Consider the following 18,087-nt stretch of genomic DNA (forward strand, 5'->3'; position numbering starts at 1 on the left):
GCTGTAAATCACGTTCCGGAGACGCTACGATCCTGTGGGCTCATGGGGGCGGCCTTGCCTAAATAGGATCGTTTGTCGCGCTATGTCGTTTCCTCGCCGTCAACCGCTCGCCCTCACGTTCGTAATAGTGCTCGAGCGAGGGCAGGGCCGACTTGAGCGCATGGAGCAGGGCCGCGTCGATCCCGGTGGCGTCGCGGTATTTCGCGTCTAGATAGCCGCGGTGCTGGGCTAGCGAGGCTTCGGAGGCACCCTCGGCCAGCGTGAAGACCGGCGAGACCGTGCTCCGCCCCTTGACGGTGATGCGGTCGATCTCGACGATCGGGAACTTGGCTGTGGCGAGCCCGGCCGTGCGTTCGCCAAGGAGCAGGGGGATGCCGTAGTCCTTCGACGCGCCCTCGAGGCGGGAGGCGAGATTGACCGCGTCCCCCAGCGCCGAATAGTCGAAGCGGCGGGCGGAGCCCATGTTGCCGACGACGCATTCGCCCGTATTGATGCCGATGCCGATGCGAAGCACCTTCGGCTGTCGCCCGGCCGCCTTGGCTTCGGCTTCGAGTTCTACGTTCAGCTGCTCGAGCGCGGCGAGCATGTCGCGCGCCGCCTGCACGGCGTGGACGGCATGATCCGGATCGTCGAGCGGTGCGTTCCAGAAGGCCATCAGGCAGTCGCCGATATATTTGTCGATCGTGCCGCTTCGGTTGAGCACCGCCTCCGACAGCGGCGTCAAGAGCCGGTTGATGAGGGTCGTCAGCCCCTCCGGGTCGTCCTTCATATCTTCCGAAATTGTCGTAAAGCCGCGAACGTCGCAGAAGAGGATCGTCAGCGTGCGTCTTTCGCCGCCAAGCTTCAGTTGCGACGGATCCTGCGCCAGCCGTTCGACGAGCGCCGGCGAGAGATATTGCGAGAAAGCACGGGTGATCTCGCGGCGGCGCCGGCGCTCCTCGGCATAGTCGATGCCCGCCTGGCCGACCGCAACGCTTAGAAAGGCAAGGCCGGGGCCGAGTGGCGAAATGAACAGATGACCGAAGCGCATCAGGCCGTAGCTGACGAGGAAGATCAGCGCAAGCGCGCCGGCGCCGTAGCCGAGCGTCCTCCAGCTGGTCGATTTGAAGACGGCGAGCGCGGCTGCCAGCGCGGCGAGGAGCACCGCCGATACGGCAATCGGCGCCCCCGCTCGCTCTATCGCGAGGCCGTGGATGAGATTGTCGTAGATGGTCGCCTGGATCTCTGCTCCGGCGACGAGGCCGCGCGAAAAGACCGTGTCGGAGGTTGCGAAGGCGTCGGCGCCGCCATCGGCAATCGATGGAGCATTCTGCAGGCTCAAGCCGACGATCACGACGCGATCGCGGAACGTGCCCTCCGGCAGAAAGTTCTCGGGATCGAGCGCTTGATAGTAGGAAACGGTCGGATAGGTGCGGGCCGCGCCGAAGGTCTGAATCAAGGTCCGCCTCTGCGGCGTCTGCGGATTTGCCCCTGCGACGGTCGCGAGCGTCACCGCGAAGCCGTCCGGATAGGCGGGGATCTGCCGCAATGTGCCGTCGCCGCTGAGATTGACCGAGGCGATGCCTACTTTTGCGCCTTTCTCGGTGAAGAGCGCGAGCGGTTCGGTGCGAACGAACTGTTCGGCTTGCGGCGTCTGGATGAGCGTCTGGTCGCCGGCAAGCACCACGTCCGGCCCAAGTGCATCGGCCAGTGCCCTATCGTTTTCCGGGTCCACAGCCGGCTCGGCAAAGATGACGTCGAGCGCAATCGCCCGTGCGCCGGCCTTTCTCAACGATCTGATCAGCCGGGCGTGCAGGGCGCGCGGCCAGGGCCACTGGCTGCCGATCTCCGCCATCGACGGCTCGTCGATCGCGACGATGATGGGGCCCTTTTCGGGGAGCGGCGGGCGGCCGATGATCGAGAGGTAGTCGTAGGCGCGCAGGTCGGCGAGCGACCAGCTGCCGGTCAGCGAGGCGAGCGAGACGAGGGCGGCCACGAAGACCGTCAGGGCGACAAGCTTTGCTCGGCGTGGCCCGTGACGAATTCGATCGACGATCGCGGAAAGCCGCTTACGGGTGAGCGCTGGGCGAGGGGCGTGCATCAGAACCGCACTTTGACGGTGCCCTTGACGGTGGGGCCCCAGCCGGGAAGGCCGTCGCGCAGCTCGAATTCCTCGTCAAGCAGGTTGAACCCGGCGAGTTCGACCTCGAACCGCTTGTCGAAAGGCTCCCATAAGAGTGATGCGTCGAGGGTCCAGAAGTCGTCCAACCTCGTCGAACCTTGCGACCTGGTCCCCACGTAATTGGCGGCAATCATCGTCCGAATGTTTGCCTCGTTGACCCAGGTCAGTGCTACCTGACCGGCGTTTTCCGGGAGTAATGGCAGTTCACCAGCGGGGTTAGCCGGCGAAAAGTCCTTGCTCCGCGTGTGGGCGGCAGTAGCAGAGAGTCCGAACCCATGGCTGAGCGCCAGGTTGGCAGTCAGAGCAACGCGATCGACCCTTGCCTTACGGAAGTCGTAATCGTTCGTCGAGAGGGGGAAGTCGATGGAACCGTCGCGGATTTCCTGGTGCTGATAGTCGAGAGCGGTAAAGAGCCGGTCATTCCATTCGGCGTCCCACCGGAACGCGAACGTATCGGCATAACCCCCAGCGCCGATGAGAAACTGGTTCGGCTGAAGGCCTACTATGCCGACTGGCGCGAGCGTGGCGACATCGAGGTTATAGCCCTCGCGCTGTACGGCCGCCCTCAGCCAGTGACCCTCGGCGGGTGCCCAGGCGATGCCGAGCTTCGGTTCCAGCCGGACGTTGTTGTCATTGACGTGCTCTATGTAGCGGGCAAAGAGGGCGCCCTCGACTTTGAGGTCCGGGGTGACCTCATAGAGCCCATCGACATAGGCCTTCATCACTCCCGCCGTGGCGGATGAAGTCGCGGAGCTGAATGGTATCGCCGGAGGGAGAAGGTTGTAATACTCGGTTTTCTCCTTTTGAGTTACGGCGCCGGCCTCCAAGCCGTAGCGCCAGGTCAGATCACCGTCTCCGTAAAGGTGGTTCAGAGCTCCGATGTAAGTCGTCTGTCTCTGCTCCCTCCGGAGATATTCAATATCCGGAAAGGGGATGTCGGAGAAAAGCAACCGCGAAGTCTCGACGGTTTCCGTGTCGTTGAAGAAGAAGGCGGCATTGGCAATGTTCTGGTAGCCGAATGTGTGGCTCCAAGCGACGCCAGAGTTGAGATTTGATCCATTATTGCCATTTAGGCTGTCGCCGTTGAACGGGACGAGCATCGGATGGGGAATGTCGAAGATATTGCGGCTGTCGTCCACCTCTGCCATGTTCAAGAAGGCGACCACTCTGTCGTCGGGGGTCGGAGTAGCCGTCACATAGCCGGTGCCGCCGATCAACCGTGTTTCGCGATCCATCTCGAGCCCGCCTCCGAGGTCTATCGTATCGCGCGGCTCTTCCCATTGGAAATTGCCGAAGACGCTGACCGGGAAGGGGGAGTACGCGAACCCCCGGATCTCGGCTTCGCCAATCCAGCCCGTGTTACCGTCCTCTACGGTGAGGCCGCCCCCGAGATCGATCTCGAAGAAGGGCGTTCGATAAAGATCGGTCGCACGTGCCCGGTAAGCCAGCAAATGCGGGTCGAGAAGAAGCCCTTGGAAGAGCGCCGAGAAGGTCGATGGGTTTTGCGCATTGGTAATTGGGCTAACGCTGAAGCTATATCCGTTGAACAAGGGATTGACGCTGCCGCGGATTGCCTGGTCCAGATAGCTGGCGCTCGAGAAGGGGTCGAATACTGCGTCGCCGTAATATTGCCCCCAAGCATCCAGGCCTTGCAAACGGAAGGCGTTGTTAAGGGCCGAGCCCGCTTGCTGGTTTGCACCAATCGCTGCTGTGTCGCCACCCTTTGCGCGGGTTCGCCGCATCGTTTCTTGGGCGTAGCGGATGGCGGCATCGGCATCATAGTCATCGATCGAAACGATCGTGCGTACCTGGGAGACGATAGGATCGTTGGGGTCGAGTCTGTCGGCATTGTCGAGCGCTTGGTCCGCAGGTATCCGGTCGCCTTTCTCGTAGTGCGCTGCGGCAAGCAGCAGCTGTGCATTGGAATAGGCAGGGTTGGCCGTCGAGCCGGCAAGCAGGTCTTGAATTGCCTTCTCAACGTCTCCATTCTGCAGGTGATAGCGGCCGCGTGCGATGAGCACGAGATCGAAAGAAGGGTCGATGGCGAGTGCCGCATCTATCTCGCGCTTTGCCTCGGCAAGCCTCAACTCGCCCAGGTACATCAGGGCAAGGTTGGCGTGATAGCTGGGATCTTGGGGGTCCAGCTCAATTGCCTTCTTGACGGCGTTTTCAGCAGCACGCGTGTCACCGCGTTCGTCCTGTACGGCACCAAGCCAGTTCCAGATTGATGGGTCTCCTGGCGCCGCTTTCAGGCCACGCTCTAGGTCGGCGAGGGCACCGTCGCGATCATTCTCGATGTTGAAGCGATACTTCGCGCGGGCCTCAAGCGCGTAGGGATCATCCGCATCGATCTTCAGCGCCTTTTCGATACCATCGCGCACTTCGTCGCGATCGTCGATCAACATGGCGAATTGTGCTCGCACGGCTGGGAGGGTCGGGTCGTCGGGGTATTGCAGTTCCGCCTTCCTAAGCGTCTCAACCGCGGCGCGAACATCGGTGCGAAAGCCTTCAGTAAACGCCTTTGCGAATGCGCCATAGGCTCCGACCGCTTGGCGTGGCGGGTTTTCCACCCGATCGGGATTGGCGAGTGCTCGGGCAAAATATCCGCCGTAAGCGGCGATTGACCGGCGCTTGGCGTCCAACCCGCGCGCGCTTTGATCGAAGAGTTTCGCCGCATCGGCGTAGCGGCCCTGGGAGCCTGCGGTGAGCGCATCGACAAGCCCGGCACGAGCGGTCTGGGAGCGATCGAGGCCTCGCCGCCTCGCCGCGTCAAGTGCGGCTTGTGCTTTTTGCCGGCCGTTGAGCGACAGGTAAATCTCGGCAAGCGTCAGCCAGTCTTCGGCCGAGCGTGAGACTTCCGGTTGCGCCTCGATCCGCTCCCTTTGGCGCCGCATGTCTGGAGCGCGGAGAGTTGTGGCGGGCATCAGAACGAAGGCGTCGCGGAGCGCAAGATGGAACAGCATCTGTTCGCGGTCCTTGGGCGTCACGATGACGATCTTGGTCGGCGCGCTGCCTATTGCGGCGACGGCGCCTTCCCCCTGCATTACCGTCACGCTGCCATGGGCATTGCTAAGCTCTATGACGCCTTCGAGTACCGTCAGCGAGGTCTTCCCGTCGGCGCCGACGGTCAGCGTCCAGTCCGTGCCGCGGATGGCGGCGGCGGCCGCCGGCGTATCGATCACCAAGCCCTGCCCTCCGCGCTCGGCCCGGGCCCAGATCGTGCCTGATTCCAGTTCGAGATTGGTTTCGCCCGTGCCGATCTGCTTGACGCGAAGCGCCGTATTGCGCCCGAGGCGAATCTGTGTGCGATCGCGAAAAAGCACGGCCAGCGAGCCGGTGGCGTTGGTGCGCAGCAGGTCGCCGGGGATGAGGTCCTGCGCAATGTCGACGGAGCGCCAATTGGAGACATCGACGAAGCGCACTTCTTCGCCGGATTTTCGCGCAATGACCGAACCGGCAACGGGGTCGGGGCGCGGAACCGGCTCGCCGAACGCCGAAAATGGCGCAAAGCACGCCATCACGCCGAGCAATGCCCCCGTTACTCTTCTCCGCATCTCGCGATATGCCCCTCGTTATAGTGAATCCAGTGGATTTGCAGGGGAGAAAAGTCAAGTACCCAGTTTTGGGCATATGTTATCGAGATGCGCGTGTAGTAAAGAGTCGGCGAGAGGGCGAGGGGACACGCATGGACGCAGGGGCCGACATTTACAAGCTTGATCCGCCAGGTGGAGGGAAGGAGCAGAGCGCTCCGTCGACCGCCTATTACGAGCACATCCGCAAGATCAACGACGTCTTCTATGACCAGATCAAGATGTCTGACCAGAAGGCCGCGTATATCTTTACCTTCATGTTCGCGTTCCTCGTCAGCTCGGAGGAAGGCCGGAGCGTCTTTACCTGGAGCCGGTATGCGCAGGGTGAAATCTTTCCGGTGATACTATCGGCCGCGTTGGCGCTCGCCTCGATGTTTTCCCTTGTGTGTGCGATCCTCGTGGTTCTGCCGCGCAAGAGTGCGACCGCAACAACGCTATTCTGGGGAGCTTGGACCGCCCATCGTGATTCCTTCTCGAAAGCTGCGGACCATGGGGAAATGTCCTATTTGTTCCGGCAATATTTCGAGAATGCGGATGCCCTTTCGGCAATCGCATGCAGCAAGTATCATTTCGTCAATCTCGCCTTCCGCGGATTGCTTGTAACGGTGCTCGCCTTTGTCGGTCTCCTGGCGGTGACCTGACTGCTTCTTGTAGCGGAGCTTTGCGGAATTCCGGCAAACTTCTCTAAAATGAGAGCTCTCTAAGAGAGAAATTCAAAACGCTTGCCGCCTAATGGTTGTAACAGCCACGGTGTATCCAGTGGCAAGAGCAGCCAGTCACGAGGAGTAAGCTATGTTTGGAATCAAAAGCATTGCGAAGATCAATATAGGATCGATTGGGCGGACTATCCCCGCCCAGGACATATCGAAGATCAATTTGGCATTTGCGACCTCGCTGTCGAAAAATCTGCCGAACAATTTCTCGGGCGCGCTGACGAAGCTCCTGGGCACAGCACTCCTGCCGAAGCTGTCAAGCTTGGATCCGTCGGATAAAGCCATCGCAGCCAACCCCGTCCTGCGTGACGCGATTCTCGCGTTGCAGAAGCAGGCCGGAGCAGGAAACGCCAAAGCCGTTGCGAAGGCCTACTCGCAGTTTTGACGCATGTGCGTATAATCGAAACAAGCTCCGCAATCGCGCGGAGCTCATTTATGCGGATGCAATAGCCAACAACTGCCTACACCGAATCGCGCACGCGCTCCCAGGCATTCGTCAGATGCCGCCCCAACACCTCCGATAGCTTGACCTTATCGCGGGTCTCGAGGGCGGCGATCATCTCCTCGTGCTCGGCGACGGCGGCGGCCCATTTCTCCGGGCCCTCGTGACCAATGAAGCGGATGCGCTTCAGCCGCGTCTGCAGCACGGCGTGCATGTCGGCCAGCGCTGCATTGCCGGAAAGCTGGACGATCGCCGTGTGGATCTGCTGGTTGAGCTTGTAATATTGCAGCCGGTCAGCCGCCTTGTAGCGGCGGACCATCTCGTCGTGCAGCGCCCGCACCTCGGCGATCCCCGCATCACTTGCCGTTTCGCAGGCGAGCCGCCCGGCGAGTTCCTCGAGCGTCTGCAGCACCGTCAGCATGTCCTTGACGTCCTTGGCGCTGAAGCGCTTGACGACGGCGCCGCGGCTCGGCACGAGCTCGACAAGGCCCTCGCTCGCCAGATATTTGATCGCCTCGCGGAGCGGCGTGCGCGACACGCCGAGCTGTTCGCCGAGTTGACCCTCGTGCAGGCGGGTGCCGGGCGGAAGATCGCCCTCGATGATCATGTCGCGCAAGTGGCTGACCAGCGTGTCGTGCAGGGCGGTGCGCCGGATCGGCCCATGCCCGCCGTCGGGTCGCCGCTCCAATGGTGTGATTTCGTTCATTTTTCCCGTTCTGCGCTGCGACCGGTGAGCCGGTCTCTGTTCCCTCGACCACTCGATTGAATCAGCGGTGTCTCATTCAAGCATGGAGACAGCCCTCGTTACCGTCAACAGAAAATGCTGCATACAGAATACAAAAGACTTGATGCAGAATTTTGAATAACGTATGACAGTGCCCGAGGCATGACGACGGAGGACATCTCACATGACGAGCAATGGTGCGGCTGAAGCGAAGGGACGGCGTCCCGTTATCGCCCTTGCCATGGGCGATCCGGCAGGGATCAGTCCGGAACTGACGGCGCGGCTGCTTGCGCTCGGCGATGTTCGCGAGGCGGCGCACATCATCGCCATCGGCGACCGGCGCGTTCTCGACGAGGGTGCGAAGGTCGCCGGCGTCGAGCTCGATCTCGAGGCGGCATCGCTCGATGCGCTCGACGAGGTGGGGACGTCTCGCCATGTCTTCGTCGATCTCAAGCATCTTGATCCGGCCGACGTGGTGCGCGGCGAGGCGACGCTTGCCGGTGGTGCGTTTGCGACCCGGAATTTCCGCGTGGCGCTGGAACTGGCGCATGCCGGCCGGGCCGATGCCGTCTGCTTTACGCCGTTCAACAAAAAGGCGATGCGCTTTGCCTATCCGGGCTATGACGACGAGATACGCTTCGTCGCCGACGTGCTTTCCTTCACCGGGAAGGTCCGCGAGTTCAACGTTCTCGAAAAAGTATGGAACGCCCGCGTCACCTCGCACATTCCGCTGTCGGAAGTGGCGCGGAGCCTTTCAGTGGAAGGCATTGTTGCCGAACTCGAGCTCACCCGGGCCTGCCTCAGGAACGCTGGCCATGATGACGCGAGGATCGCGGTCGCCGGGCTCAATCCGCACGCCGGCGACGGCGGCAGCTTCGGCATGGAAGAGATCGACATCATCGAGCCCGCCGTCGCAAAGGCGAAGGCGCTCGGCTTCAACGTCGATGGGCCGTTTCCAGCCGACACGGTGTTCGTCCGGGCGCTGAAGGAAGGCTTCCAGGCGGTGCTGACCATGTACCACGACCAGGGCCAGATCGCGATGAAGCTGATGGGCTTCGACAAGGGCGTGACGATGATGGGCGGCCTGCCTTTTCCGCTCTGCACGCCAGCGCACGGCACGGCCTATGACATTGCCGGCAAGGGCATTGCCGATGTCGGCGCCAGCCGCGAAGCGATCCTGCTTGCGGCCCGCATGGCGAGGAAAAACAGCGGCCTCTCGGCGGCCGCCTGAATTTCGCGCGCTTTCATACCATACCGGCGTCAGGGGAGGTCTTGCGCCGGATCCAACTCAACGGGAGGACCACATATGAAGAAATCCGTCTCTATAGCATGCATCATGGCCGCCGCTTTCGGCGTTGTCGCGCCGGCCTCGGCCTTCGAGCCGAACCGTCCGGTGGAGTTCGTCGTGACCGCCGGTCCCGGCGGCGGCACGGACATTTTCGCGCGCACCATCCAGGCGATCATCGCTAAATACGAACTGATGAAGTCGCCGGTGGTCGTCACCAACAAAGGCAGCGCCGGGGGCGCGGAAGGTTTCGTCTACACGGCCGGCTACAAGGGCGACGCCCACAAGCTCGCCTTCGGCACCAACAACGCCTATCTGCTGCCGGTTCGCGCCAAGGTGCCCTACGAGGCGAAAGACCTGACGCCGGTCGCCGCCCTCGCATCCGATGAATTCGTCCTCTGGGTCAACGGCAAGGCCGACTACGCGACCGCCGCGGACTTTGTCGCCAAGGCGAAGGAAGGCGGGCTGAAGATCGGCGGCAGCCAGTCGAAGGATGTCGACCAGATCCTCACTTCTATGGTCAACGACGCCACGGGAGCCAAGATCAATTACATCCCGTTCAAGAGCGGCGGCGAGGCGGCCGTTCAGCTTGCCGGCGAGCATATCGACGCCAATGTCAACAATCCGAGCGAGAACCTCGGCCAATGGCAGGCCGGTATGGTGAAGCCGCTCTGTGTCTTCAAGAGTGTGAAGCTCTCGAGCGAGACCAAGGTCGCCGGCGACAAGGGCTGGAGCGATATCCCGACCTGCAAGGAAGCCGGCATTCCGATCGACAACTACTCCATGCCGCGCACCGTCTGGCTGCCGGCCGGTGTCGAACAGGATGTCGTCCGGTTCTATGCGGATGTGCTGCGCAAGGTTTCCGAGACCCCGGAATGGGCGAAATATCTCACCGACACGTCGCAGTCGCCGGTCTATCTGAGCGGTGACGAGCTCAAGTCCGCCGTCGAGGTGGACGGCGCCGCGGTCAGCGAAGTGCTGAAGCGCGAAGGCTGGCTCGCCAACTGAGGCAATTCTCTGGCGGGCGCTCGATATTGAGCGGAAAGCGGGGCGGACATGCTCGCTATCCCACTTCAGGCGCCCGCCAGCGTTTCGAAAGGTTACGATCATGAGTGAGAACAGTGCGAATGGGGTCTCCCGCTTCGCGGTCGAGCTTGGTGTCGCGGCCCTGACCGGCGCCTTCGGCGTCGCCGTCTGCTACGGCTCGCTCGATATCGGCGCCGGCTGGACCGAGATGGGGCCGGATGCGGGCTATTTCCCCTTCTATATCGGCCTCCTCATCGTCTTGGGCAGCCTTGTCAATATCGCCCAGGCATTCCTCAAGCACCGGCGCACCGGAGAGGTCTTCATCGATGCCGGGCGCGCCAAGGTGGTCGCCTCTTTCCTGCTGCCGCTCGTTGCCTTCGGCGCGGTCGCCGCCTGGCTCGGCCTCTATGTCGGGACGGCGCTCTACATCGCCGCGACGATGCTTTTCCAGGGCCGCTACAAATGGTGGATCGCCCTGCCGGCCGGGCTTGGCGTCTCGCTCGTCTTCTTCGTCGTTTTCGAGATCGGCTTCCAGGTCCCGCTGCTGAAGGGACCGGTCGAGGCCTGGTTCGGGATCTACTGACCCGGCCGAGTGCACTGCCTGCGGGAGGAATGCATGGAAAATATCGGTCTTCTGATCGACGGCTTCGGCCACATCCTTAGCTGGAACCACATCCTCTTGATGATGGTGGGCGTGACGCTCGGAATCCTCGTCGGCGTGTTGCCCGGGCTCGGGGCGCCGAACGGCGTATCGCTGCTCCTGCCGCTCACCTTCTCGATGGATCCGATCTCGGCGATCATTCTGCTCTCCTGCATGTATTGGGGGGCACTCTTCGGCGGCTCGACGACGTCGATTCTCTTCAACATCCCGGGCGAACCGTCGTCCGTCGCCACCACCTTCGACGGGTATCCGATGGCCAAGGCCGGCCAGGCGAGCCGCGCGCTGACGCTTGCGTTCGTGTCGGCCGGCCTCGGGGCCCTCGCCGGCGTCGTGATGATCACGCTGCTGTCGGGCTGGGTTGCGAATTTCGCGCTCAAGTTCTCCTCGCCCGAATATTTCGCCGTCTATTTCCTCGCCTTTGCGAGCTTCATCTCGATGGGCGCGCAATCGCCCTTCAAGACGCTCGTTTCGATGATGCTCGGCTTCGCTCTGGCTTCGATCGGCATGGACACGATCTCCGGTAATCTCAGGCTTACCTTCGAGATTCCGGAACTCATCAAGGGTGTAAGCTTCCTGATTGCCGTCATGGGCCTCTTCGGTATCGGTGAACTGTTGTTGACCACCGAAGAGGGCCTGCGCTTCGAAGGCATCAAGGCGCGCGTCAAGCTTGCCGAGATCGGCCGCACGCTTATCGAGATCCCGCGCTACTGGCTGACGATCGCCCGCTCGACGGTCATCGGCATCTGGATGGGGATCACGCCGGCCGGCCCGACTGCCGCCTCCTTCATGAGCTATGGCGTTGCTCGCCGTTCGGCGCGCGACAAGTCGATGTTCGGCAAGGGCGATCCGCGCGGTATCGTGGCGCCGGAGACGGCCGACCATTCGGCCGGCACCTCGGCGCTGCTGCCGATGCTGGCACTCGGCGTGCCGGGTTCGGCAACCGCGGCGGTGATGATGGGCGGGCTGATGATCTGGGGCTTGACGCCCGGCCCGATGCTCTTCACCGATCGGCCGGATTTCGTCTGGGGGCTGATCGCCTCGATGTATCTCGGCAACGTCGTCGCCGTCTTCCTGGTCATTGCGACCGTGCCGCTCTACGCCTCGATCCTGCGCGTGCCCTTTTCGATCATCGGGCCGATCATCGTTGCGGTGATCTTCTCGGGCGCCTATCAGGTCGCGAATTCCATCTCGGACATTTTCCTGGTGATCGGTTTCGGCCTGCTCGGCTACGTCTTCAAGAAGCTTGACTATCCGCTGGCGCCGCTGGTTCTCGCCATGGTGCTCGGCGACAAGGCGGAGGATGCCTTCCGCCAGTCGATGTTGATGTCCAGCGGCAGCCTCAGCATCTTCTGGTCGAACGCACTGGTTGCCGGCTTGATGACGCTCGGCCTGGTGCTGCTTCTCTCCCCACTTGCCTTCTGGCTGGTCGGCACCTTGCGCAAGCGCCGGCACGACGTCGCTTCGCATGGCGACGGCAACGCGGCCGCCTGATCCGGCCGCCGCCAATACGATCCAAATCTTTGAAGGAGTTCGCCATGGCGCCACGCAAATGGAACCGTGACAGCTGGCCGATCGCGGCCGCGATGATCCAGTATCCGAACATGCTGCCGGACGGCCGGTCCGTGCAGGACCAGTCGGTGGACGAATGGGCGGCAACGCTCCACGACGTGGTGGACGCCGGCTTTACCGAACTCGATCCGACCGACAGCTGGATCCGGCTCGCCGATCTTTCGCGTGATCGGCTCGAAGAGTTCATCGGTCTGACCCGATCACTCGGCCTCACCATTCCGGCGATCTCCACGTCGCGTCGCAGCCTCATCGACCCCAAGTATGGCGAGGAATATCTCGCCTATGGACACCGGGTCATCGAGACCGCCGCGGCTGTCGGCGCAGGCTCGGTCTCCTTTGGCTTTTTCGGTCCGCTGACGGAGGCGCAGATGAAGGTGCTCTGGTTCTGGACCGTCGATGGGCTGAAGAACCCGGACGACGCCGCGACCTGGCAGACGGCGGTTTCGCGGGTCCGCGAGCTCGGCCACCATGCGGAAGAGGTTGGCGTCGAAGTGTCGCTGGAAATGTACGAGGACACCTATCTCGGAACGGCCGACAGTTCGGTCCGCTTCGTCGAGGAGGTCGGGCTGCCAAATGTCGGTATCAACGCCGATCTTGGTAACCTCATCCGTCTGCACCGCCCGGTCGAACATTGGCAGGAGATGATGGCAAAGGTTGCTCCCTTTGCTAAATACTGGCACGTCAAGAACTACAACCGCACGGAGGATGCGGCATCGGGGCTCATCGTCACACACCCGGCCCCGCTCGAATTCGGCGTCATCAACTACCGTGCGGCGATCCGCATGGCGCTGGCGCATGGATTTCAGAGCCCGTTCCTGTGCGAGCATTACGGTGGTGACGGCCTTTCGGTCAGTGCCGCCAACCGCGATTATCTGAGGCGCATCCTGCCTCGCGAACAGGGATTTTGAAGCGATGACGACGATCTTTGACGCTCCGGAAGATTTTGCCACCACCGCGCTCGCCGGTTTCGCAGCGATCTATGCCCGCAACGTCCGCTTGGTGAAGGGCGGCGTGGTGCGCTCCACCAAGGTGCCGAGAGGCAAGGTGGCCGTGGTCATCGGCGGCGGCTCCGGCCACTATCCGGCCTTTGCCGGTTATGTCGGCCCGGGGCTCGCGGATGCGGCAGTCGCCGGCGACGTCTTCGCCTCGCCGTCGACGGCTGCCGTCGCGCGCGTCTGCCGCCACGCGGACCAGGGCGGCGGCGTGCTGCTCGGCTTCGGCAACTACGCGGGCGACGTATTGAACTTCGGGGTCGCGGCCGAGCGCCTGCGCTCGGAAGGCATCGACGTGCGTGTCGTGCCGGTGACCGACGATGTGGCGAGCGCGTCGGTCGAAACGCCGGCCAAGCGCCGCGGCATCGCCGGCGACCTCGTCGTCTTCAAGATCGCCGGTGCCGCCGCCGAGGCGGGCAAATCACTCGACGAGGTCGAACGGCTGGCGCGTCTTGCCAACGACCGGACGGTGTCGTTCGGCGTTGCCTTTGGCGGCTGCACCCTGCCGGGCGCGCCTGGTCCGCTCTTCGCCGTTCCCAAGGGGCAGATGGCGCTTGGTCTCGGGATTCATGGCGAGCCCGGCATCAGCGAGGAGAAGACCGCGACCGCGAGCGATCTCGCAAAACTCCTGACCGGCAAGCTGCTTGCCGAGCGGCCGGCCGGCACCAGGAAGGTCGCGGTAGTCCTGAACGGCCTCGGCTCGACCAAGTACGAAGAGCTCTTCGTGCTTTGGACAGCGGTCGCCAAGGAATTGGCAGACGCGGGCCTCGAGGTCGTCGATCCGGAATGCGGCGAATTCGTCACCAGCCTCGACATGCAGGGCTGCTCGCTGACGCTTCTCTGGCTCGACGAGGAACTGGAAGCGCTGTGGCGCGCGCCCGCAGATGCGCCGGTGCTGCGCAAAGGCACGATCATCGCCGCCGAGCCTGCGACGGACGAGATCGTCGATGCCGAAGGGCCGCAAAGCTTCGGTATCGCCTCGGAAGGATCCCGGGCAAGCGGCAAGTGTATTGCGGGGTTGATCGGCACGATCGCCGACGCGTTGCGGGCGGCCGAAGAGGAGCTTGGCCGCATCGATGCCATTGCCGGCGACGGCGACCACGGGCAGGGTATGCGGCGCGGCTCGGCCGCCGCCCTCGAGGCCGCGAATGCGGCGGTCGCCGCAGGCGCAGGCGCGGCGAGCGTGCTTGCCGCCGCAGGCGATGCCTGGGCGGACCGCGCCGGCGGCACCTCCGGTGCGATCTGGGGGCTTGCACTGCGATCTTGGAGCAATGCATTCTCCGACGACGAGAAGGTGAGCGACACGGCAGTCGTCGAAGGCGCCCGTCTGGCCCTCGACGGCATCACCCGGCTTGGCCGGGCCCAGGTCGGCGACAAGACGCTCGTCGATGCTCTGGTGCCGTTCGTAGAGACGCTGGAAAGAGTGGTCGCCGCGGGCAAGCCGCTCATCGATGCCTGGAAGGCGGCGGCGAAAGCCGCGCAGGACGCCGCCGAGGCGACGTCGAGCCTGACCCCGAAGCTCGGCCGGGCGCGGCCGCTCGCCGAAAAGAGCATCGGCCATCCGGACGCCGGGGCGATTTCGCTGGCGCTGGTGGCAAGGGTTGCGGGCGATTTCTTGAAGGTGGCGGAGGAGGTTTGAAAAGACCCCTCCCCAACCCCTCCCCACAAGGGGGAGGGGCTTTCTGGCCGCGCGTTTCCGGCTCAATGTCGACCTTGTGCTCAACGGGAAGCTTGAAAATGGCAGACGGCTGCGGCAGGCGCCGAGCCCCTCCACCTGTGGGGAGGGGCCCGTGCGGGCGGCTGAGGCGTGGTGCTGTCGCTACCCGTATCGGATCAAAAACTCTTCCGCCGTCAGCTCGCGGAAGTCGTCCAGCGCCCGGCGCAGTTTCCCATGCTCCCAGTCCCACCAGGCGAGCCGGTCCATGGCCTCGCCCACCTCGGCCGTGAATCTCTCGCGGATGAGCTTGGCAGGCACGCCGCCGACGATCGCATAGGGTGCGACGTCCTTCGAGACGACAGCGCCGGCGCCGATCACCGCGCCATTGCCGACGGTGACGCCGGGTAGGATCGTCGCGCCGTGGCCGATCCAGACGTCGTGGCCGATCGTCACGCGGTTCTGCCGTCGCCAGGCGAAGAGATCGTGGTCCGGTTCGGCGTCGTCCCAGTACATCGGCGCGCGATAGGTGAAATGATGCAGCGTCGCTCGCCAGGTCGGGTGGTTCGTGGCATTGATGCGCACGGCGGCGGCGATGTTGACGAACTTGCCGATCGTCGCGCACCAGATCGAGCCGTCCTGCATGATGTAGGAATAGTCGCCGAACTCCACCTCGTCGAGGCGCGAGCGCTCCTGGATTTCCGTGTAGCGCCCCAGCGTCGACTTAGTGACGCTGGCGGTCGGATGAATGAAGGGTTCGAGACCAAGCTTCCGGCTCATGCGGCGTGCTTTCTCGGCGAAAACTCGGAAACGTCGATGATGCGGTCGGCGACGGCGTCGCGGACTTCCTCGTCGTGGAAGATGCCGACCAGCGCCGTGCCTTGCGCCTTCTTCTCGGCGATCATCCCGACCACCACGGCGCGGTTTTTCGCATCGAGCGAGGCGGTCGGCTCGTCGAGTAGCAGGATCCGGTGATCGGTGATGAAGCCGCGGGCGATGTTGACGCGCTGCTGCTCGCCGCCGGAGAAGGTAGCGGGCGGCAAAGCCCAGAGCTCCTTCGGCAGGTTGAGCTTCGCCAGCAACTCAGCGGCGCGCTCGCGCGCCTCTTGAGCAACGACACCGCGCGCCTGCAAGGGTTCGGCGACGATGTCGAGGGCGGAGACGCGCGGCACGACGCGCAGGAACTGGCTGACATAGCCGAGCGTGGTGCGGCGCACGTCGAGCACGGTGCGCGGTTCGGCGTCCGCCAGGTTCACGAGCCGGCCGTCATGCGCAATGAGGATCTGGCCTTCGTCGACGCCGTAATTGCCGTAGAGCATCTTGAGGATCGAGCTCTTGCCGACGCCCGAGGGGCCGCCGAGCACGACGCATTCGCCGGACCTCACCGAGAATGAGACATTGGCGACGACCGGCAGGCGCACACCGTCGCGCAGGTGCATGGTGAAGCTCTTGGCGACTTCTGAAACGACAAGGGGGGTAGCCATGACTTATTTTCCTTTGCGCATGATCTTGTCCGAAAACCGGATTTCACTTTTCGGGATCATGCGTCAGACCTGCAGAATGGAGGAGACGAGGAGCTGCGTGTAGGGCTCGCGCGGGTCGTCGAGCACCCGGTCGGTAAGGCCCTGTTCGATGACGGCGCCGTCCTTCATCACCATCATCCGGTGGGAGAGGAGCCGCGCCACGGCGAGGTCGTGGGTGACGATGATCGCCGCAAGGCCGAGGTCATGGACGAGACCGCGCACCAGATCGAGGAGACGCGCCTGCACCGAGACGTCGAGCCCGCCGGTCGGCTCGTCCATGAAGACGAGGCGCGGCGAGGTGACGAGATTGCGGGCGATCTGCAGGCGTTGGCGCATGCCGCCGGAGAAGGCACGCGGCTGATCGTCGATCCGGTCCTCGCCGATCTCGACGCGCCTCAGCCAGTCGCTGGCGCTCGCCCGGATGTTGCCGTAGTGCCGGTCGCCGACCGCCATCAGCCGCTCGCCGACATTGGCGCCGGCCGAAACGGTCATGCGCAGCCCGTCGGCGGGGTTCTGGTGGACGAAACCCCAGTCGGTTCGCATCAGGAAGCGCCGTTCGGCTTCGCCCATATGGGTCAGATCGCGGTATTGCCCGTCGCGCATGTGGTATTCGATAATGCCGGAGCTCGGCATCAGCCGGGTCGAAAGGCAGGAAAGCAGGGTGGTCTTGCCGGAGCCGGACTCGCCGACGACGGCGAGCACCTCACCGGGATAGAGCTCGAAGGAGACATTGCGGCAGCCGATGCGGCTTCCATAGAACTTCGAAACGTCCTTGACTTTGAGAAGCGGGACGGCGCTCATTCTGCAGGTTCCTTGCGTTCGTGCTGAGGGCGGGCGAGCATTGGCCCGGCATGGCCATGCGCCTGCCGGTCTTCGCAGTGGTCGGTGTCGGAGCAGACGAACATGCGCGCGCCCTTGTCGTCGAGCACCACCTCGTCGAGATAGACGTTCTCGGCGCCGCACAGCGCACAGGGCTTGTCGAATTTCTGGATCTCGAAGGGGTGGTCCTCGAAATCGAGACTGACGACCTCCGTATAGGGCGGCACTGCATAGATGCGCTTTTCGCGGCCGGCGCCGAAGAGCTGCAACGCCTCCGACATGTGCATTTTCGGATTGTCGAATTTCGGCGTCGGCGAGGGATCCATGACATAGCGGCCCTCGACCTTGACCGGATAGGCGTAGGTGGTGGCGATATGGCCGTTGCGGGCGATGTCCTCGTAGAGCTTCACATGCATGAGCCCGTATTCCTCGAGCGCATGCATCTTGCGCGTCTCGGTCTCGCGCGGCTCCAGGAAGCGCAGCGGCTCCGGGATCGGTACCTGGTAGACGAGTGTCTGGCCCTCTCGAAGCGGTTCCTCGGGAATGCGGTGGCGCGTCTGGATGATCGTCGCCTCCATCGTCTTGGTGGTGACGGCGACATTGGCGACCTTCTGGAAGAAGGCGCGGATCGACACCGCATTGGTCGTGTCGTCCGCCCCCTGGTCGATGACCTTCAGCACGTCGTTCGGTCCGAGGATCGAGGCGGTGACCTGAACGCCGCCGGTGCCCCAGCCATAGGGCATCGGCATTTCGCGCGAGGCGAACGGCACTTGGTAGCCCGGAATGGCGATGGCTTTCAGGATCGCCCGGCGGATCATCCGCTTCGTCTGTTCGTCGAGATAAGCGAAATTGTAAGTGGCGAGGTCGTTCATTCGGCCTTACCCCTTTTCAACGTGCCATTGATTGCCGCAAGCTGTCGTGGCGCAGG

At 63.3% G+C, this 18,087-nt stretch carries 15 protein-coding genes; 8 read left to right on the forward strand and 7 right to left on the reverse strand.

Annotated features, from left to right (window positions below; all coding sequences use genetic code 11):
- Positions 1–58 precede the first annotated feature (58 nt).
- Positions 59–2,080, reverse strand: coding sequence for an adenylate/guanylate cyclase domain-containing protein (locus tag CO676_RS30765; RefSeq protein ID WP_097523869.1), 2,022 nt, complete (start codon positions 2,078–2,080; stop codon positions 59–61).
- Entirely contained in the window at positions 2,080–5,715 is a 3,636-nt protein-coding gene (locus CO676_RS30770; protein WP_097523870.1) for a FecR domain-containing protein, read from the reverse strand. The genes CO676_RS30765 and CO676_RS30770 overlap by 1 nt, the downstream gene beginning before the upstream one ends.
- A gap of 131 nt (positions 5,716–5,846) precedes the next feature.
- Between CO676_RS30770 and CO676_RS30775 the strand changes: the two genes are divergently transcribed.
- Positions 5,847–6,392, forward strand: coding sequence for a Pycsar system effector family protein (locus CO676_RS30775; RefSeq protein WP_097523871.1), 546 nt, complete (start codon positions 5,847–5,849; stop codon positions 6,390–6,392).
- 151 nt (positions 6,393–6,543) lie between these two features.
- Positions 6,544–6,849 carry a hypothetical protein gene (locus CO676_RS30780; RefSeq protein WP_097523872.1) on the forward strand — a complete coding sequence of 102 codons (306 nt, stop codon included), beginning with the start codon at positions 6,544–6,546 and terminating at the stop codon, positions 6,847–6,849.
- A 76-nt stretch (positions 6,850–6,925) separates the two neighbouring features.
- Here CO676_RS30780 and CO676_RS30785 read toward each other — a convergent pair whose 3' ends face one another.
- A complete protein-coding gene (locus tag CO676_RS30785) occupies positions 6,926–7,612 on the reverse strand; it encodes a GntR family transcriptional regulator (RefSeq protein ID WP_014762354.1) in 687 nt (228 codons plus the stop codon).
- A 202-nt stretch (positions 7,613–7,814) separates the two neighbouring features.
- Between CO676_RS30785 and CO676_RS30790 the strand changes: the two genes are divergently transcribed.
- The 6 genes from CO676_RS30790 to CO676_RS30815 all read left to right on the forward strand — a co-directional run bounded on the left by CO676_RS30790 (position 7,815) and on the right by CO676_RS30815 (position 14,802).
- Positions 7,815–8,861, forward strand: a complete 1,047-nt coding sequence (locus CO676_RS30790) for a 4-hydroxythreonine-4-phosphate dehydrogenase PdxA (protein WP_097523873.1) — start codon at positions 7,815–7,817, stop codon at positions 8,859–8,861.
- A 75-nt stretch (positions 8,862–8,936) separates the two neighbouring features.
- On the forward strand, positions 8,937–9,923 hold the full coding sequence (locus CO676_RS30795; RefSeq protein ID WP_097523874.1) for a tripartite tricarboxylate transporter substrate binding protein: 987 nt from the start codon (positions 8,937–8,939) through the stop codon (positions 9,921–9,923).
- Positions 9,924–10,023: 100 nt separating this feature from the next.
- Positions 10,024–10,524: a tripartite tricarboxylate transporter TctB family protein gene (locus CO676_RS30800; protein ID WP_014762351.1), complete on the forward strand. Its 501-nt coding sequence runs from the start codon at positions 10,024–10,026 to the stop codon at positions 10,522–10,524.
- A 33-nt stretch (positions 10,525–10,557) separates the two neighbouring features.
- A complete protein-coding gene (locus CO676_RS30805; RefSeq protein ID WP_097523875.1) occupies positions 10,558–12,093 on the forward strand; it encodes a tripartite tricarboxylate transporter permease in 1,536 nt (511 codons plus the stop codon).
- Between the two features lie 44 nt (positions 12,094–12,137).
- Positions 12,138–13,079 carry a sugar phosphate isomerase/epimerase family protein gene (locus CO676_RS30810; protein WP_014762349.1) on the forward strand — a complete coding sequence of 314 codons (942 nt, stop codon included), beginning with the start codon at positions 12,138–12,140 and terminating at the stop codon, positions 13,077–13,079.
- Positions 13,080–13,083: 4 nt separating this feature from the next.
- On the forward strand, positions 13,084–14,802 hold the full coding sequence (locus tag CO676_RS30815) for a dihydroxyacetone kinase family protein (RefSeq protein WP_097523876.1): 1,719 nt from the start codon (positions 13,084–13,086) through the stop codon (positions 14,800–14,802).
- A 180-nt stretch (positions 14,803–14,982) separates the two neighbouring features.
- On the opposite strand, the gene CO676_RS30820 is transcribed toward CO676_RS30815, so the two are convergent.
- The 4 genes from CO676_RS30820 to CO676_RS30835 all read right to left on the reverse strand — a co-directional run bounded on the left by CO676_RS30820 (position 14,983) and on the right by CO676_RS30835 (position 18,031).
- Positions 14,983–15,597, reverse strand: coding sequence for a DapH/DapD/GlmU-related protein (locus CO676_RS30820; RefSeq protein ID WP_097523877.1), 615 nt, complete (start codon positions 15,595–15,597; stop codon positions 14,983–14,985).
- Entirely contained in the window at positions 15,594–16,301 is a 708-nt protein-coding gene (gene phnL / locus CO676_RS30825; protein ID WP_014762346.1) for a phosphonate C-P lyase system protein PhnL, read from the reverse strand. Before phnL ends, CO676_RS30820 begins: the two co-directional genes overlap by 4 nt.
- A 63-nt stretch (positions 16,302–16,364) precedes the next feature.
- Entirely contained in the window at positions 16,365–17,141 is a 777-nt protein-coding gene (gene phnK, locus CO676_RS30830) for a phosphonate C-P lyase system protein PhnK (RefSeq protein WP_014762345.1), read from the reverse strand.
- Positions 17,138–18,031, reverse strand: a complete 894-nt coding sequence (locus CO676_RS30835) for an alpha-D-ribose 1-methylphosphonate 5-phosphate C-P-lyase PhnJ (protein ID WP_014762344.1) — start codon at positions 18,029–18,031, stop codon at positions 17,138–17,140. Before CO676_RS30835 ends, phnK begins: the two co-directional genes overlap by 4 nt.
- Between the last annotated feature and the right edge of the window lie 56 nt (positions 18,032–18,087).

The organism is Sinorhizobium sp. BJ1 (assembly GCF_002531555.1).
GTDB lineage: Bacteria > Pseudomonadota > Alphaproteobacteria > Rhizobiales > Rhizobiaceae > Sinorhizobium > Sinorhizobium fredii_B.

Excerpts from the sequence above, each read along its gene's own strand:
- CO676_RS30765 (WP_097523869.1), bottom strand. The coding sequence starts at position 2,080 with ATGCACGCCCCTCGCCCAGCGCTCACCCGTAAGCGGCTTTCCGCGATC.
- CO676_RS30770 (WP_097523870.1), bottom strand. The coding sequence starts at position 5,715 with ATGCGGAGAAGAGTAACGGGGGCATTGCTCGGCGTGATGGCGTGCTTT.
- CO676_RS30775 (WP_097523871.1), top strand. The coding sequence starts at position 5,847 with ATGGACGCAGGGGCCGACATTTACAAGCTTGATCCGCCAGGTGGAGGG.
- CO676_RS30780 (WP_097523872.1), top strand. The coding sequence starts at position 6,544 with ATGTTTGGAATCAAAAGCATTGCGAAGATCAATATAGGATCGATTGGG.
- CO676_RS30785 (WP_014762354.1), bottom strand. The coding sequence starts at position 7,612 with ATGAACGAAATCACACCATTGGAGCGGCGACCCGACGGCGGGCATGGG.
- CO676_RS30790 (WP_097523873.1), top strand. The coding sequence starts at position 7,815 with ATGACGAGCAATGGTGCGGCTGAAGCGAAGGGACGGCGTCCCGTTATC.
- CO676_RS30795 (WP_097523874.1), top strand. The coding sequence starts at position 8,937 with ATGAAGAAATCCGTCTCTATAGCATGCATCATGGCCGCCGCTTTCGGC.
- CO676_RS30800 (WP_014762351.1), top strand. The coding sequence starts at position 10,024 with ATGAGTGAGAACAGTGCGAATGGGGTCTCCCGCTTCGCGGTCGAGCTT.
- CO676_RS30805 (WP_097523875.1), top strand. The coding sequence starts at position 10,558 with ATGGAAAATATCGGTCTTCTGATCGACGGCTTCGGCCACATCCTTAGC.
- CO676_RS30810 (WP_014762349.1), top strand. The coding sequence starts at position 12,138 with ATGGCGCCACGCAAATGGAACCGTGACAGCTGGCCGATCGCGGCCGCG.
- CO676_RS30815 (WP_097523876.1), top strand. The coding sequence starts at position 13,084 with ATGACGACGATCTTTGACGCTCCGGAAGATTTTGCCACCACCGCGCTC.
- CO676_RS30820 (WP_097523877.1), bottom strand. The coding sequence starts at position 15,597 with ATGAGCCGGAAGCTTGGTCTCGAACCCTTCATTCATCCGACCGCCAGC.
- phnL (WP_014762346.1), bottom strand. The coding sequence starts at position 16,301 with ATGGCTACCCCCCTTGTCGTTTCAGAAGTCGCCAAGAGCTTCACCATG.
- phnK (WP_014762345.1), bottom strand. The coding sequence starts at position 17,141 with ATGAGCGCCGTCCCGCTTCTCAAAGTCAAGGACGTTTCGAAGTTCTAT.
- CO676_RS30835 (WP_014762344.1), bottom strand. The coding sequence starts at position 18,031 with ATGAACGACCTCGCCACTTACAATTTCGCTTATCTCGACGAACAGACG.